Source organism: Streptomyces sp. CRCS-T-1, from assembly GCF_024442335.1.
Classification (GTDB): domain Bacteria; phylum Actinomycetota; class Actinomycetes; order Streptomycetales; family Streptomycetaceae; genus Streptomyces; species Streptomyces koelreuteriae.
Map to the genome: position 1 here is coordinate 5,401,046 of NZ_CP101651.1, position 15,360 is coordinate 5,416,405.

General features: G+C 71.9%; 10 protein-coding genes. 8 read left to right on the plus strand and 2 right to left on the minus strand.

The features are described from left to right. The first annotated feature begins 5 nt into the window (after positions 1-5). From iolD to NNW99_RS38985, 7 genes are all read left to right on the plus strand, one after another. The gene (gene iolD / locus NNW99_RS24505) at positions 6-1,883 is read left to right on the plus strand and encodes a 3D-(3,5/4)-trihydroxycyclohexane-1,2-dione acylhydrolase (decyclizing) (RefSeq protein WP_215121276.1); all 1,878 of its coding nucleotides are present in this window, start codon (positions 6-8) and stop codon (positions 1,881-1,883) included. A gap of 14 nt (positions 1,884-1,897) precedes the next feature. Next, positions 1,898-3,400, plus strand: coding sequence for a CoA-acylating methylmalonate-semialdehyde dehydrogenase (gene mmsA / locus NNW99_RS24510; RefSeq protein ID WP_215121277.1), 1,503 nt, complete (start codon positions 1,898-1,900; stop codon positions 3,398-3,400). Positions 3,401-3,593: 193 nt separating this feature from the next. Further along, complete coding sequence (locus NNW99_RS24515) at positions 3,594-4,976, plus strand: APC family permease (protein ID WP_215121278.1); 1,383 nt, start codon at positions 3,594-3,596, stop codon at positions 4,974-4,976. Positions 4,977-5,168: 192 nt separating this feature from the next. Then, entirely contained in the window at positions 5,169-7,826 is a 2,658-nt protein-coding gene (locus tag NNW99_RS24520) for a CocE/NonD family hydrolase (RefSeq protein ID WP_215121279.1), read from the plus strand. After that, positions 7,823-8,689 (plus strand): ABC transporter permease, encoded by an 867-nt coding sequence (locus tag NNW99_RS24525; RefSeq protein ID WP_215121280.1) that lies wholly within the window; start codon positions 7,823-7,825, stop codon positions 8,687-8,689. The genes NNW99_RS24520 and NNW99_RS24525 overlap by 4 nt, the downstream gene beginning before the upstream one ends. 148 nt (positions 8,690-8,837) lie before the next feature. Further along, on the plus strand, positions 8,838-10,349 hold the full coding sequence (locus NNW99_RS24530; protein WP_215121281.1) for a von Willebrand factor type A domain-containing protein: 1,512 nt from the start codon (positions 8,838-8,840) through the stop codon (positions 10,347-10,349). A gap of 147 nt (positions 10,350-10,496) precedes the next feature. Next, positions 10,497-11,207 carry a chaplin gene (locus NNW99_RS38985; RefSeq protein ID WP_215121282.1) on the plus strand — a complete coding sequence of 237 codons (711 nt, stop codon included), beginning with the start codon at positions 10,497-10,499 and terminating at the stop codon, positions 11,205-11,207. A gap of 176 nt (positions 11,208-11,383) precedes the next feature. Here NNW99_RS38985 and NNW99_RS24545 read toward each other — a convergent pair whose 3' ends face one another. Together NNW99_RS24545 and NNW99_RS24550 are read right to left on the minus strand one after the other, a co-directional pair. Then, complete coding sequence (locus tag NNW99_RS24545; RefSeq protein ID WP_215121283.1) at positions 11,384-12,652, minus strand: NAD(P)-binding domain-containing protein; 1,269 nt, start codon at positions 12,650-12,652, stop codon at positions 11,384-11,386. Then, positions 12,652-13,914 (minus strand): ATP-grasp domain-containing protein, encoded by a 1,263-nt coding sequence (locus NNW99_RS24550; RefSeq protein ID WP_215121284.1) that lies wholly within the window; start codon positions 13,912-13,914, stop codon positions 12,652-12,654. The genes NNW99_RS24545 and NNW99_RS24550 overlap by 1 nt, the downstream gene beginning before the upstream one ends. A gap of 169 nt (positions 13,915-14,083) precedes the next feature. On the opposite strand from NNW99_RS24550, the gene NNW99_RS24555 reads away from it, so the two are divergent. Then, a complete protein-coding gene (locus NNW99_RS24555; RefSeq protein WP_215121285.1) occupies positions 14,084-15,346 on the plus strand; it encodes a glycoside hydrolase family 26 protein in 1,263 nt (420 codons plus the stop codon). The last annotated feature ends 14 nt before the right edge of the window (positions 15,347-15,360 follow it).

Below are 15,360 nucleotides of genomic sequence, written 5' to 3' on the forward strand. Positions count from 1 at the left end.
CGCCGATGACCACGAGGCTGACGGTCGCACAGGCGCTCGTGCGCTTCCTGTCCGCCCAGTACACCGAGCGTGACGGCGTACGGCAGCGGCTCATCGGCGCCACCTGGGGCATCTTCGGCCACGGCAACGTCGCCGGCATCGGCCAGGCGCTCCTGGAGTACCCCGAGGAGATGCCGTACCACCAGGGCCGCAACGAACAGGCCATGGTGCACGCCGCGGTCGGCTACGCCCGCCAGTCCGACCGCCTGTCCATGCACGCGGTGACGACGTCCATCGGCCCGGGCGCCACCAACCTCGTCACCGGCGCCGCCCTCGCGACCATCAACCACCTGCCGGTGCTGCTCCTGCCCGGGGACGTGTTCGCGACCCGCCCCGCCGACCCGGTCCTGCAGCAGCTCGAAGTGCCGTACGCGGGCGATGTGTCGGTCAACGACTGCCTGCGCCCGGTGTCGAGGTACTTCGACCGCATCACCCGGCCGGAGGCCCTGATCCCCTCCGCCCTGAACGCGATGCGCGTCCTCACCGACCCCGTCGAGACCGGCGCCGTCACCCTCGCCCTGCCCCAGGACGTGCAGGCCGAGGCGTACGACTGGCCCGAGGAGTTCTTCGCCGAGCGCGTCTGGACCGTACGGCGTCCCGGCGCCGACCCGACGGAACTCGCCGAGGCGGTACGGATCATCCGCGCGGCGGCGAGGCCCCTGGTCGTCGCGGGCGGCGGCGTCCACCACAGCCGCGCCGAGGCGGCACTCGCCGAGTTCGCCGGGGCCACGGGCATCCCGGTCGCCTCCACCCAGGCCGGCAAGGGCTCCCTGCGCCACGACCACCCCCAGGACGTCGGCGGCATCGGCCACACCGGCACGGCCACGGCCGACGAACTCGCCCGCACCGCCGACCTGGTGATAGGCGTCGGCACCCGCTACACCGACTTCACGACGGCCTCCGGCACGCTCTTCGCGAACCCGGACGTCCGTTTCCTGAACCTCAACATCGCCCCCTACGACGGCCACAAGCTCGCCGGGCACCCCCTCGTCGCCGACGCCCGCAGCGCCCTGACGGAACTCACCGACGCCCTCCGCACGCACGCCCACCGCGTCGCCGCTTCCTACGCCACCGAGTACACCGAGGACAAGGAGCGCTGGGAGCAGCGCGTCGACGCCTGCTACGAGGTGGACGAACCGGACACCCGCCCCACCCAGCCGCAGGTCCTCGGCGCCCTCGACGAACTCGCCGACGAGTCGGACATCCTCATCAACGCCGCCGGTTCCCTCCCCGGCGACCTGCACAAACTGTGGCGGACGCGCTCGCAGGACCAGTACCACCTGGAGTACGGCTACTCCTGCATGGGCTATGAGATCCCGGCCGCGATCGGCGTGAAGCTGGCCGCGCCCGACCGGCCCGTGTGGGCGCTGGTCGGCGACGGCACGTATCTGATGATGCCGACCGAGATCGTCACGGCCGTGCAGGAGGGCATCGCGATCAAGGTCCTGATCATCCAGAACCACGGCTACGCGTCCATCGGCGGTCTGTCCGAGTCGGTCGGCGGCGAGCGCTTCGGCACCGCCTACCGCTACCCCTCCGAGGACGGCGCCTACACCGGGTCGCCCCTGCCCGTGGACCTCGCCGCCAACGCGGCCAGCCTCGGCATGCGCGTGCTGCGCGCGAAGACCGTACGGGACCTGCGCGAGGCCCTCGCTCAGGCCCGGGCCGCCGACACTCCCACATGTGTCTACGTCGAGACCCAAACGGCAGACACAGTGTCGGGCGCGCCTCCCGCCCAGGCCTGGTGGGATGTACCTGTGGCCGAGACCGCGACACGGCCGTCCGCGGTCAAGGCACGTGAGCTGTACGAACGGCACGTCTCCACCCGACGCCGCCATCTGTGAAGGAGTTCCCGGCCATGACGAAGATCGTCAACCACTGGATCGGCGGCAAGACCGTCGAAGGCGCCTCGGGCACGCACGGGCCGGTGACCGACCCGGCGACCGGCGCGGTGACGACGAAGGTCGCCTTCGCCTCGGTGGACGAGGTGGACGCGGCGGTCGCCGCCGCCAAGGAGGCCTACGCCGGCTGGGGCCAGTCCTCGCTGGCGCAGCGGACCTCGATCCTCTTCAAGTTCCGGGCGCTGCTGGACGCCAACCGGGACGCCATCGCCGAGCTGATCACCGCCGAGCACGGCAAGGTGCACAGCGACGCGCTCGGCGAGGTGGCCCGCGGCCTGGAGATCGTCGACCTGGCCTGCGGCATCAGCGTGCAGCTCAAGGGCGAGCTGTCGACGCAGGTCGCGAGCCGCGTGGACGTCTCCTCCATCCGCCAGCCGCTCGGCGTCGTAGCGGGCATCACGCCGTTCAACTTCCCGGCGATGGTGCCGATGTGGATGTTCCCCATCGCCATCGCCTGCGGCAACACCTTCGTGCTGAAGCCGTCCGAGAAGGACCCGTCGGCGTCCCTCAAGATCGCCGAACTGCTGGCGGAGGCCGGGCTGCCCGACGGCGTGTTCAACGTCGTCCACGGCGACAAGGTGGCCGTCGACCGCCTGCTGGAGCACCCGGACGTCAAGGCCGTCTCCTTCGTCGGCTCGACCCCGATCGCCCGCTACATCCACACCACGGCCTCGGCGAACGGCAAGCGCGTCCAGGCCCTCGGTGGCGCCAAGAACCACATGCTGGTCCTCCCGGACGCCGACCTGGACGCGGCGGCCGACGCCGCCGTGTCGGCCGCCTACGGCTCGGCGGGCGAGCGCTGCATGGCCATCTCCGCCGTCGTCGCGGTCGGCTCGATCGCCGACGAGCTGGTGGAGAAGATCCGCGAGCGCGCCGAGAAGATCAAGATCGGCCCCGGCAACGACCCGACCTCCGAGATGGGCCCGCTCATCACCAAGGTCCACCGCGACAAGGTGGCGTCGTACGTCGAGGGCGCGGCGGCCGAGGGCGCCGAAGTGGTCCTGGACGGCACCGGCTACACGGTCGACGGCTTCGAGGACGGCCACTGGATCGGCATCTCGCTCCTCGACAAGGTCCCCACGTCGGCGAAGGCCTACCAGGACGAGATCTTCGGCCCGGTCCTGTGCGTGCTGCGCACGGAGACCTACGAGGAGGCCCTGGACCTCGTCAACGCCTCGCCGTTCGGCAACGGCACCGCGATCTTCACCCGGGACGGCGGCGCGGCCCGCCGCTTCCAGCTGGAGGTCGAGGCCGGCATGGTCGGCGTCAACGTCCCGATCCCGGTCCCCGTGGGCTACCACTCCTTCGGCGGCTGGAAGGACTCGCTCTTCGGCGACCACCACATCTACGGCAACGACGGCACGCACTTCTACACCCGCGGCAAGGTCGTCACCACCCGCTGGCCGGACCCGGCCGACGCCCCGGCGGGCGTGGACCTGGGCTTCCCGCGCAACCACTGAGGTTTTTTCTCCGGGGGCGCCTGCGGTTCTCGCAGGCGCCCCCGGACCTGTTCCCACTGATCTCAAGTGCTCAAAAGGTCAGCCAGATCGCGTTTCCGCTGCGGATTTCGCAGGAGAAAGGGCATTGACGGGCTGCTTTTCGTCGGTGTTCGATGCTGCGCACATCCACCGCCGAGCCGATGGGAACCGCCGCATGACCGACACGCTCCGCCCTGTCGAGACAGCCGTGGCGCACGCGCCGGACCGTCACCCCAGGAAGCTCAAGCGCTCCATCGGAGTCGTCGGCGGCACCCTCCTCACCCTCTCCTGCGTGACCCCCGCCTCGACCCTCTTCGTGGTGGTCCCCGACCTCTTCGGCTCGCTCGGCACCGCCACCGCCCTCACCATCGCCATCGGCTCGCTGCTCTGCGTCGCGGTGGCGTTCTGCTACGCGGAGCTGGGCACCCTCATCCCCAGCGCCGGCGGCGAGTACGCGATGGTCTCGACCCTGGCCGGACGCCTCGCCGGCTGGCTGGTCTTCGTCCTCTCGCTCCTGGTCGTGATGATCGTCCCGCCGGTCATCGCGATGGGCACGGCCGACTACCTCGCCCACCTCGACCCGTCCTGGACGGGCGCCTCGGTCATGCTGCTCGCCACCCTCGCCGGCCTGCTCGACCTGCGCGCCAACGCCTGGATCACCGGCGTCTTCCTGGTCCTGGAGGTCATCGCGGCGGCCGTGGTGGCGGTCCTGGGCTTCACCCACGCCGAACGCGGGCCGGACAGCCTGGTCTCGATGCGGGTGGCCGGCCCGAGCGGCGCCCCGGACACCGTCACGGCCCTGCTCGTGGTCTCCGGCCTCGCGATCGCCCTGTTCGTCACCCAGGGCTTCTCCACCGCCGTCTACCTCTCCGAGGAACTGGAGAACCCGCGCCGCTCGGTGGCCCGTACGGTCCTGGCCACCCTCGGCATCTCCGCCGTGATCATCCTGGTCCCGGTCGCCGCCATCACGATGGGCGCCCCGGACCTCGCCGCCCTGACCGGCGGCGACATCTCCGCCATGGTCACCGCCTGGTCCAACTCGGCCGTCGGCACCTTCGTCAGCCTCTGCGTGGCCCTCGCGATCATCAACGCCGGGATCGTCATGGTCATCCAGAACTCCCGCGTCCTGTACGCCTCGGCCCGCGACAAGGCCTGGCCCGCCCCGGTCAACACCCTCTTCACCCGCCTCGGCCGCTTCGGCTCCCCCTGGCTCTCCACCCTCGCGGTGGGCATCCCCGGAGCGGCCCTGTGCTTCGTGAACCTGGACACCCTGTACGGCGTCACGGGCGTCTCGGTGACGGGCATGTACTTGCTGGTCGCGATCGCCGCCCTACTGTCCCGCCGAGCCCCCCACAAGCACGCCCCGGCCTGGCGCATGCCCTTGTGGCCGGCGGCCCCGCTCCTGCTGATCGTGGTCCTGCTCTACGTCCTGATCCAACAGGACCCGACGTACCTGCTGTGGACGGGCGGCATCTCAGCAGCGGCGACCCTGTACTGGGCGTTGTATCTCCGCCCCCGCAGGAATACACGGTGGCTGGTGTCAGTACCGGAGGCGTAAGGGCCTAGCTTTTCAGGGGCGCGGGGCTGTATCGATTTGCGGCTCCGCCGCGTGGGCGCGAACAACCACAACGCACCCGCACCCGGCAGACCACAGGACCACCCGAGCTGCCCCCCGTACCGCACCCGCAGTACACGCACTTCAACCTCAAGTCGACAACTGTTCGACAGGTTCACCCCGTACCGTTGACGCATGGATCTTCGACTGCCCGGACTGAACGGGCTGCTTCGGCGACCCCGTCGGCTCCTCGCCGCCGGCGCCGCCGTCGTCGTCCTCGCGGGCGCGGGCACATGGACGGCCGTCGCGGACGACGAGACGCCCCCGGTCCAGCGCGAAGACCGCACCCTGGCCACCGGCGACGGCGTGCGCATCGACACCTCGTACTTCACCTCCGGCGGCGACGGCCGCCGCCCCGCCGTGCTGCTCGGCCACGGCTTCGGCGGCAGCAAGAAGGACGTACGGCAGCAGGCCGAGGGCCTCGCCAGAGACGGCTACGCGGTGCTGACCTGGTCGGCGCGCGGCTTCGGCAAGTCGAACGGGAAGATCGGCCTGAACGACCCGAAGGGCGAGGTCGCCGACGTCTCGAAGCTCATCGACTGGCTGGCGAAGCAGCCCCAGGTCGAACTCGACAAGCAGGGCGACCCCCGCGTGGGCATGGCGGGCGGCTCCTATGGCGGCGCCATCGCGCTGCTGACGGCGGGCCACGACGACCGCGTCGACGCCATCGCCCCGGCGATCACGTACTGGAACCTCGCCGACGCGCTGTTCCCGAACGGCGTGTTCAAGAAGCTGTGGGCCGGCATCTTCGTCAACTCCGGCGGCGGCTGCGAGAAGTTCGAGCCCGCGCTGTGCCGGATGTACGAGCGGGTCGCCGAGTCGGGCCAGCCCGACGCCGAGGCGCGCGAGATGCTGGAGGAGCGCTCGCCGTCCGCCGTGGGCAAGGACATCGACGTGCCGACCCTGCTGATGCAGGGCCAGTCGGACTCCCTCTTCCCGCTCGGCCAGGCCGACCAGGCAGCGAAGGCCATCCGTGCCAACGGCGCCCCCGTCGACGTCGACTGGATCGCGGGCGGCCACGACGGCGGCGACATGGAGACCGGCCGTGTCCAGGACCGCGTCACGACCTGGTTCGACCGCTATCTGAAGGACGACAAGGCCGCCGACACCGGCCCCGCGTTCCGCGTCACCCGCACCCTCGGCACGGGCTCCGGCGACGGTGAACCCCGCCTGAGCGGCGTGACCTCGGACCGCTACCCCGGCCTGGAGGCCGAGCAGCGCTCCATCGCCCTGGCCGGCCGTGAGCAGACCTTCGACAACCCGCCCGGCGCCAGCCCGCCCGGCGTCTCCGCCCTGCCCGGCCTCGGCGGCGCCGGCGGCCTCAGCCAGCTCTCCTCGCTCGGCATCGGCGTCTCGCTGGACTTCCCCGGCCAGTTCGCCGCGTTCGAGTCGAAGCCCTTCGGCGAAGACGTCCAGATCACCGGCTCGCCCACGGCCACCGTCCATGTGAAGTCCACCGGCGACGACGCCGTGCTCTTCGCGAAGCTCTACGACGTCGGCCCCGGCGGCGGCTCCCAGCAGGTCCTGCCCTCCCAGCTCGTCACGCCCCTCAGGATCGAGGGCGCCAAGGCGGGCAAGGACGTGCGCATCACCCTCCCGGCGATCGACCACGAGATCGACGACGGCCACCGGCTGCGCCTGGTCCTCGCCTCGACCGACCTCGGCTACGCCTCCCCGACGAGCCCGGCGACGTACACCGTCTCCCTCAAGGGCGATCTGTTGGTTCCCTCGGCCCTCGGCCAGCGCGACTCCCAGGGCGGGCTGCCGGCCTGGGTGTGGTGGATGCCGATCGCCGGAGCCGTGATCGCCCTGGCCCTGATCATCACGGGCCGCCGCCGCACCGCCGCCCCCGCCCCGCCCGAGCCCGAACTCGCCGAGGTCCCGCTGCAGATCACCGACCTGACGAAGCGGTACGCGAAGTCCTCCGAGCGGTACGCCGTCAAGGACCTGTCCTTCCGCGTGGAGAAGGGCCAGGTGCTGGGTCTCCTCGGCCCGAACGGCGCGGGCAAGACGACGACCCTGCGCATGCTGATGGGCCTGATCAAGCCGGACGGCGGTGAGATCCGCGTCTTCGGCCACGCCATCAGCGCGGGTGCCCCGGTCCTCTCCCGGGTCGGTGCCTTCGTCGAGGGCGCGGGCTTCCTGCCGCATCTGTCCGGCCGGGAGAACCTGGAGCTGTACTGGCGCGCCACCGGCCGTCCCGCCGAGGACGCGCACATGGAGGAGGCCCTGGAGATCGCGGGCCTGGGCGACGCGCTCGCCCGGGCGGTGCGCACCTACTCCCAGGGCATGCGCCAGCGCCTCGCCATCGCCCAGGCCATGCTGGGCCTGCCGGACCTGCTCATCCTCGACGAACCGACCAACGGCCTGGACCCGCCGCAGATCCGTGAGATGCGCGAGGTGATGATCCGCTACGCCGCCGCCGGCCGTACGGTCATCGTCTCCAGCCATCTCCTCGCGGAGGTGGAGCAGACCTGCACGCACCTGGTCGTGATGGACCACGGGCAGCTCGTCCAGGCGGGCCCCGTCGAGGACATCGTCGGCTCGGGCGACACGCTCCTGGTGGGCACGGCCACGCCGGTGGAGGAGCCCGTCGTGGAGAAGGTCGCCGCGCTGCCGGGCGTCGTCTCGGCCGTACGCACCGACGAGGGCATCCTGGTCCAGCTCGACGCCGACGGCTCCCCCCAGCGGCTGATCGCCGAACTCGTACGGCTGGACGTGCCGGTGCGCTCGGTCGGCCCGCACCGCCGCCTGGAGGACGCCTTCCTCACCCTGATCGGAGCCGAAGCATGAGCAAGCTCGCCGAGCCGCCCGTCGAGGTCGCCGACGGCTACCGCGCGGGCCGCACCCTGCCCTTCCGGGTCGAGCTGGTCCGGCAGCTGAAGCGGCGCCGGACGATGGTCATGGGCGGCGTCCTGTTCGCCCTGCCGATCATTCTGCTGATCGCCTTCCAGGTCGGCGGCAACCCGGGCGGCAACAACAACCGGGTGAACCTCATGGACACGGCGACCGCGTCCGGGGCGAACTTCGCCGCGGTCAACCTGTTCTCCGCCGCCGGCTTCCTGCTCGTCATCCCCGTCGCCCTGTTCTGCGGTGACACGGTCGCCTCGGAGGCCAGCTGGTCCTCCCTGCGCTATCTGCTCGCCGCGCCGGTGCCCCGGGCCCGGCTGCTGTGGTCCAAGCTCACCGTCGGACTCAGCCTGAGCCTCGCGGCGATGGTCCTGCTTCCGGTCGTCGCCCTCGCCGTCGGCACGGCGGCCTACGGCTGGGGCCCGCTCGAACTCCCCACCGGCGGCAGTCTGTCCACGGGCACCTCGGCCCAGCGCATCCTGATCGTCGTCGCGTACATCATGGTGTCCCAACTGGTCACCGCCGCCCTCGCGTTCTACCTCTCGACCCGGACGGACGCCCCGCTCGGCGCGGTCGGCGGCGCGGTGTTCCTGACCATCATCGGCAGCGTCCTCGACGAGGTGACGGCCCTCGGCGACTGGCGCCACTTCCTGCCCGCGCACTGGCAGTACGCCTGGCTCGACGCCGTCCGGCCCCAGCTGGAGTGGTCGGACATGATCCAGGGCACCTCGATTTCCGTAACGTACGCGCTCGTGCTGTTCGCGCTGGCCTTCCGGGGTTTCGCCCGCAAGGACGTCGTCTCCTAGGTCAACGGAGGATCACCCACCGGTCTCGACGGGCGGTCTCCGTGGCCGCTTCGAGACGCTTCCGCAACGCCCCGTACCGCACGTTCGCGCCCCCCGGGCCGTCACAGTCGCAAGAAGCCGACACCGACGGACCCAGGGGGCACGGACGATGCAGCGGTACCGGACACGACACCTGTTGCTCGCGCTCACCGCCGCGAGCGGACTGTTACTCACCGCGTGCAGCTCAGGCGCCGACAGCAGCGTGGGCGACAAAGCCGCCCACCGCGACGGCTACGGCGCGCCCGATCGAGGCGACGAATTCAGCGAACAGCGGGACGACCGCCGAGAAGACCCCCGCCGGGAGAACCCCCGCCACCTCTCCACCTTCGCCCTCGACGTCGACACCGCCTCCTACGACTACGCCCGCCGCTCCCTCGCCGAGGGCCGCTTCCCCGACCCCTCGACGGTGCGCCCCGAGGAGTTCGTCAACAGCTTCCGCCAGGACTACCGACGCCCGGACGGCGACGGTTTCTCGGTCACCGTCGACGGCGCCCGCACCTCCGACGAGGACTGGTCCCTGGTCCGCGTCGGCCTCGCCACCCGCTCCGCGGAACGCGGCGGCGAACGCCCGCCCGCCGCGCTCACCTTCGTCATCGACGTCTCCGGCTCCATGGCCGAGACGGGCCGCCTGGACCTCGCCCAGGAGTCCCTCGCGGTGATGACGGACCGGCTGCGCGACGACGACTCGGTCGCCCTGGTCGCCTTCAGCGACGAGGCCGAGACCGTCCTGCCCATGACCCGCCTCGGCGGCAACCGCGACGAGATCCACGACGCCATCGGCGAACTGGAGATCGAGAGCTCCACCAACCTCGGCGCGGGCGTCGAGACCGGCTACGAAGAGGCCGTCGAGGGCCTGCGCGAGGGCGCCACCAACCGGGTCGTCCTCGTCTCCGACGCCCTCGCCAACACCGGCGACACCGACGCGGACGCCATCCTGGAGCGGATCGCCGGCGAACGCCGCGAGCACGGCATCACCCTCTTCGGCGTCGGCGTCGGCAGCGACTACGGCGACGCCCTCATGGAGAACCTCGCCGACAAGGGCGACGGCCACACCGTCTACGTGTCCGACCCCGGCGAGGCCCGCGAGGTCTTCTGCGAGCAACTCCCGCGCCACATCGACCTCACCGCCCGCGACGCCAAGGCCCAGGTCGCCTTCGACCCGGCGACCGTCGAGGAGTTCCGGCTGATCGGCTACGACAACCGCCGCGTCGCCGACGAGGACTTCCGCGACGACCGGGTCGACGGCGGCGAGGTCGGCCCCGGCCACACCGTCACCGCCCTGTACGCCGTACGCACCGAGCCGGGCGCCGAGGGCCACCTCGCCACCGCCACCGTCCGCTGGCTCGACCCGGACACCCGCGACCCCCACGAGGAGACCGGCGACCTCGAGACCGACGCGCTGCACGACACCCTGCGTGAAGCCCCGAGCCGCTTCCAGGTCACCGCGGTGGCGGCCTGGTTCGCCGTCGCCCTCCGCACGGGAGAAGTCCGCGTGCCCGGAGCCCCGGACGGTTACGGCGAACTCGCCGACCAAGCCCGGGCGTTGGCCGACCGCACCGGGGACGAGGCCGTGGACGACCTCGCGCAGGCCATCGGACAGGCGGCCGGCGGGCGGGGCTGAGACGCCCCCGGCCCGCGCCCGCACGGCGGGCCAACCGGGTGAACCTGCGGAACCAATCCTCCCGCGCCGGGTTGATGAGGCAGTGGAGCGGGCAGCGCTGCGAACTTTTCACCGCTGCCCCATTCTTCAAGCAGGAGGACGACTACATTGCGACAGACCCTGAGCAAGGGAGCGTTCGCGGCGGCCGCCGCCACGGGGATTCTGTCCCTGTACGGCAGCCCCGCTCTGGCTGATGCCGACGCGTCGGGAGTGGCGAAGGACTCCCCCGGTGTGCTCTCCGGGAACAGTGTGCAGGTGCCGGTACACGTGCCGGTGAACCTGTGCGGCAACACCGTCAACGGACTCGCGGCGCTCAACAAGGCGATCGGCAACTCCTGCAAGAACACCTCGCACAAGTCGAAGCACCACGACGACGGCGCCGGCGCGGACGCCTCGGCGGTCGTGAAGGGGTCCCCGGGCGTGCTCTCCGGGAACAACGTGCAGGCGCCCGTCGACCTGCCCCTGAACGTGTGCGGCAACTCCGTCGACGGAGCCGCCGCGCTCAACTCGGCGTACGGCAACGACTGCGAGAACGAGTCCTCCGGCGGCGGTCACGGCCACCACACCCCGCCGAAGGACGAGGAGAAGACGCCTCCGGTCAAGGAGGTCCCCACCCCGGACGAGGACGAGCCGTCGAGCTCCACCCCGGACACCGAGGACTCCTCCGTCACCGAGGAAGAGGTCGTCGAGGAGGGCCCGCTGCCCCAGCTCGCCGAGACCGGCAGCGAGGCCATGGCGGCCGCGTCGGCCGCCAGCGCCGCCCTGATCATCGGCGGCGTGATGATGTACCGCCGCGGGCGCACCGCCTCGTCCCGCTAGCCTCTCCCGGGTGCCGGACGCGATCAGTCCGGCACCCGCACCCGCCCCATCCGCACCCCCCGTCGATCGTGATCCGGGGGGTGTCGGCCGTCCCGGCCCCCCGCGTCCCTCCGAGCGCGGGGCGGGCCGCTGACGGCTCACAGCCGTCAGCGGCCCGGGGCCACCGTGCGGTCCTGTCAGTGGCGTACGGGAGCCGGCGAGTCGCTCCGGTTGCCGTCCACGGGGGCGGGGACGGTGCCGGCCACCGGCATCGCCCCGAGCCTGCGGCGCACTCCCGCGACGAGCGTCGACGCCGTGAAGGCCGCGCCCTGCACGAAGCGCATGGCGGGGCCGAAGCCCGACGCCGTCACCAGGCCCGCGAGGAACAGGCCCGGGTGGGAGGACTCGAAGCCGTGCCCGACCTCCGGGGAGCCGTCCGGCAGGGCCGCCAGCGAGCCGCGCAGCTCGGGGGCGAGCAGCCCGAGCCGGTCACAGCGTGCCCGGAACCCCGTGGCGGCGATGACGTGTTCGGTCTCCAGGCTGCGCGGCGCGCCCGTACGGCTCACCGTGTCCAGCCGGACCCCGCCCGGCACCGCGGACGCCGCGGCCACCTCATGGCCCGGCAGCAGCTCCACCACACCCTCCACCCGGTCCCGCACCCACCACGCCCCGGCCGGTCCCAGCGCCGTGGTCGCGATCCGGGCCCGGGTCGGCTCCGGCAGCCGCCGGAAGAGACCCGGGCGCTCCGCGTAGAACCAGTTCCGCCAGCCGGGGCCCAGGCCGCTGTGCGGGGAGCGGGCCGACTGCCACCAGGGGCGCTCCCAGGGCGGCGGCACGTCGTTCCACACCAGCTCCTCCGCCCGGGCCAGCACCCGCACGCGCGTGCCTTGTTCGGCGAGCAGCGCCGCCGTCTCCAGGGCCGCCTGGCCGCCGCCGATCACGGTGACGTCCTTGCCGCGGAAGCGGTCGAGGTCGCTGTGGTGGCTGCTGTGCGTCACCAGCGCGGGGTGCAGTCCGCGCAGGGCCTGCGGTACCTCGACGAACGGCATCACACCGACCGCCAGGGCCACCGCCCGCGCGTGCACCTCCTCCCCGTCCTCGGCGACCGCCGTGAATCCGCCGGGCCCGGCCGACACGCGGGTCACCATGCGCTCGTCCACGCCCGGTACGGCGTTGCGCGCGAACCACAGGCCGTACCGCGCGAACGCCTCGACCGGGATCGGCTTCGCATGACGCGCCGTCAGCCCCTGCTCCGCGCAGTAGACGTCGAGGCGCCACCGCCCGGCCGGGTCGGAGAGGTTGGACGCCCACGGCTCCGACTTCAGGAACATGCCGCGGGGCATGTTGTCGCGCCAGGACGCCATGGGCCGGCCGAAGACGCGCAGGTTCAGCCCGGCGGCCGCGGCGTGGGACGCGATCGACAGGCCGTACGGGCCTGCGCCCACCACCAGAAGGTCGTACACCATCAACTGCTCGCTTTCTCGTTGTCGGTCAGGGAGGGCGAGGCGGCCCGGGGGATCAGCGCAGGCGCCGGCGCCGCCGGGGTCGTCGTGGCCAGCCGTTCACGCAGCCGGCGCGACACATGCCGGCACCACAGGGCCCACATGACCCGCCCGGGGGAGCGGTCGTCGGCGGCGTACCAGGCCAGTTCGCGGTCGCGTCCGCCCGGCGCCGCGCTCAGGGCGGCCAGCGGCGCGTAGTTCTCCACCACGAAGGTCCGCCCGGCCAGCGGCGACCCGTCCGGCTGCGGACGGCCCGTCATGTCCAGGTGCAGGGCCCGTACGACGTCCAGGCCGGCGCTGTCCGCGAAGAGCCGGAACTGGGCGCCGGTGCGCGGGTTGAAGTCGAGCAGGTGGTAGCGGCCGGTCGTGCCGCAGCGGCGGAAGTCGAGGTCGAGGATGCCCCGGTAGCCCAGCTCGTCGGTGAGCCGCTCGGCCAGCGCCTGCACCTGGGCGTTGGGCGTCCAGCAGCCCACCGCGGTCAGCCCCGCCCCGCGCGGCCAGGCCAGATGCTTGCGGCCGGGACCGCCGCCGCGCAGGGTCCCCGCGTGGTCGGCGTAGCCGTGGAAGAACCAGTCCCGGTCCGGCCCCGGTGCCAGATACGCCTGGAGCAGCAGCCGGCTGCCCGCCTCGCCGGTGCGCAGGAACAGCTCCCGGGCCTGCTGCACGGAGCGCACCAGCGTCGTGCTGCGCAACCCGCTGCCGGCGGGCAGCAGCCAGGGCCGGCTCCATTTCGCCACCACCGGCAGCCCGAGGCGCCGCATGGCGTCGGCGACCTCCGCCGGGCTGTCGGGGACCAGGGTCTCCGGGTAGGGGACGTCGACGGCCGCGCACAGGGCGGCCAGTTCCGCCTTGTCGGCGACGCGCTCGGCCAGGCCGTCCGGCGTCGCCGGCAGCAGGTAGGAGGGCGCGAGGTCGTCCCGCATCCGGCTGACGGCGATCGCGGTCGCGTCGTCCATCGGGATCAGGACGGCGGGCCGCCCGATGTGGTCGGCCACGCGGCGCAGCACGGCGAGGACGTCGTCCGGCGAGGCCCCCGGGAGCGGCGGGGAATGCATATGGCGTACATAGCGTGACGCGCCGACGGGACTTCCCGCGGAATCCGCGACGACGTGTACGTCCACGCCCGCCCTGCCGAGCGAACGGGCGGCCCCCAGCGTTCCGTGGTGAAAAGGGTTCCGGTCGATCCGCATTACTACAGCGGGGACGCGGGTGTCGAGCAGCGACACGAATTCTCTCTTTCTTTTTCCATCGGCTCACCCGCGCGGGCGAGCCCGGCACTCGAAAGCCGCAACGGCGGTGGCGTCATGGGCTTTTCTATGACTGACTTCATATGACTGCCCGTCAATAACAAATGCGGGGGCAGTGGTCCGGACGACAGCGAAGAATGGAGCAGGCATGGCCCCACAGCACAAGCGGGCCGGGGTCCGCCGGCTGGCCCTGGGGGCGGTGGCGGTCGCCGCGTCGGCCGCCATGGCGTCCGGCCCCGTGGCCGGGGCGGGCGTGGCGCGAGCCGCCGAACCAAGGGCTCCGGCGCCGACCCCACCGCCGCCGCCCGTGCCCACGCCCTCGGCCCTCGCGTCGCCCGCCGTCCCCCAGCCGTCCGTGCCGACCCCGGCCACCACCACCCCGGCGGCGGCCGAGCCTGCCCCGGCCTTCGGCGTCTTCCTCAAGTCCGACGCCCGCGGCGTGGCCCGGATGCCGCTGTTCAGCCACTGGCTGGGCGGTACGGAGCTGCGCGCCGGCCACACCTATCTGCCGGGCCACCGCTGGCGCGACATCGAGGGCGCTCCCGGATTCCTGGACGTGTGGGCGCACTGGCGGAACCAGAAGGCCGACCGGATGCTCGTCCTCAACGTCCCCATGCAGGAGCGCAACGAGGAGGGCGTCTCCGACAGCGAGGTCCGGCGGCTGCTGCAACGGGGCGCGGCCGGCGAGTTCGATCACCACTTCCGGATCCTCGCCGAGCGGCTGGTGGAGTTGAAGGTGCCGGACACCGTCCTGGTGCTCGGCTGGGAAATGAACGGCACCACGTACACCCATCGCTGTGGGCCGGACCCGGAGGCCTGGAAGAAGTACTGGAACAGGATCGTCACCACCATGCGTTCCGTGCCGGGCCAGAAATTTCGGTTCGATTTCACGCCGAGCCGTGGCCGCGACGCCGTTCCCTGGACGAAATGCTATCCGGGGGACGACACGGTGGACATCATTGGCATGGATTCCTATGACCAGCCTGCCGGGATGTCGTTCGAACAACAGGTGAAAGAGCCCTACGGGTTGCAGGACCACGTGGATTTCGCCAAGGCTCACGGCAAACCCATTTCCTATCCGGAATGGGGGCTCTTCCGCAACGGTGACAATGCCGATTACATGCGGAACATGCTCGCCTGGATGGAGGAGCACAGACCGCTCTACAACACGCTGACCGACTACTGCCCGCACGGCGTGTGGCAGTGCGGGGCCAACCCGAAGTCGTCCCAGCTCTACCGGTCCACCCTGTTCGGCCGTACCGACCAGGCGACCCCGCCCCTCGAGCCCACGCCGAAGCCCACCCCGCCCGGCACGGCGACGCCCCCGGCGGGCTGCACGCCGCTGGACCTGGGGAGCTGGGTGGAGGAGTGGCTCGGCGGGAAGCTCTGCCTGCGCTTCGACTGGTGGTAGTCCGGCTGATGTGA

What these genes read in the sequence shown, in the direction of transcription:
- NNW99_RS24545 (WP_215121283.1), bottom strand. Translation starts at nt 12,652, where the DNA reads ATGGTGTACGACCTTCTGGTGGTGGGCGCAGGCCCGTACGGCCTGTCG.
- NNW99_RS24520 (WP_215121279.1), top strand. Translation starts at nt 5,169, where the DNA reads ATGGATCTTCGACTGCCCGGACTGAACGGGCTGCTTCGGCGACCCCGT.
- NNW99_RS24530 (WP_215121281.1), top strand. Translation starts at nt 8,838, where the DNA reads ATGCAGCGGTACCGGACACGACACCTGTTGCTCGCGCTCACCGCCGCG.
- mmsA (WP_215121277.1), top strand. Translation starts at nt 1,898, where the DNA reads ATGACGAAGATCGTCAACCACTGGATCGGCGGCAAGACCGTCGAAGGC.
- NNW99_RS24525 (WP_215121280.1), top strand. Translation starts at nt 7,823, where the DNA reads ATGAGCAAGCTCGCCGAGCCGCCCGTCGAGGTCGCCGACGGCTACCGC.
- iolD (WP_215121276.1), top strand. Translation starts at nt 6, where the DNA reads ATGACCACGAGGCTGACGGTCGCACAGGCGCTCGTGCGCTTCCTGTCC.
- NNW99_RS24515 (WP_215121278.1), top strand. Translation starts at nt 3,594, where the DNA reads ATGACCGACACGCTCCGCCCTGTCGAGACAGCCGTGGCGCACGCGCCG.
- NNW99_RS24555 (WP_215121285.1), top strand. Translation starts at nt 14,084, where the DNA reads ATGGCCCCACAGCACAAGCGGGCCGGGGTCCGCCGGCTGGCCCTGGGG.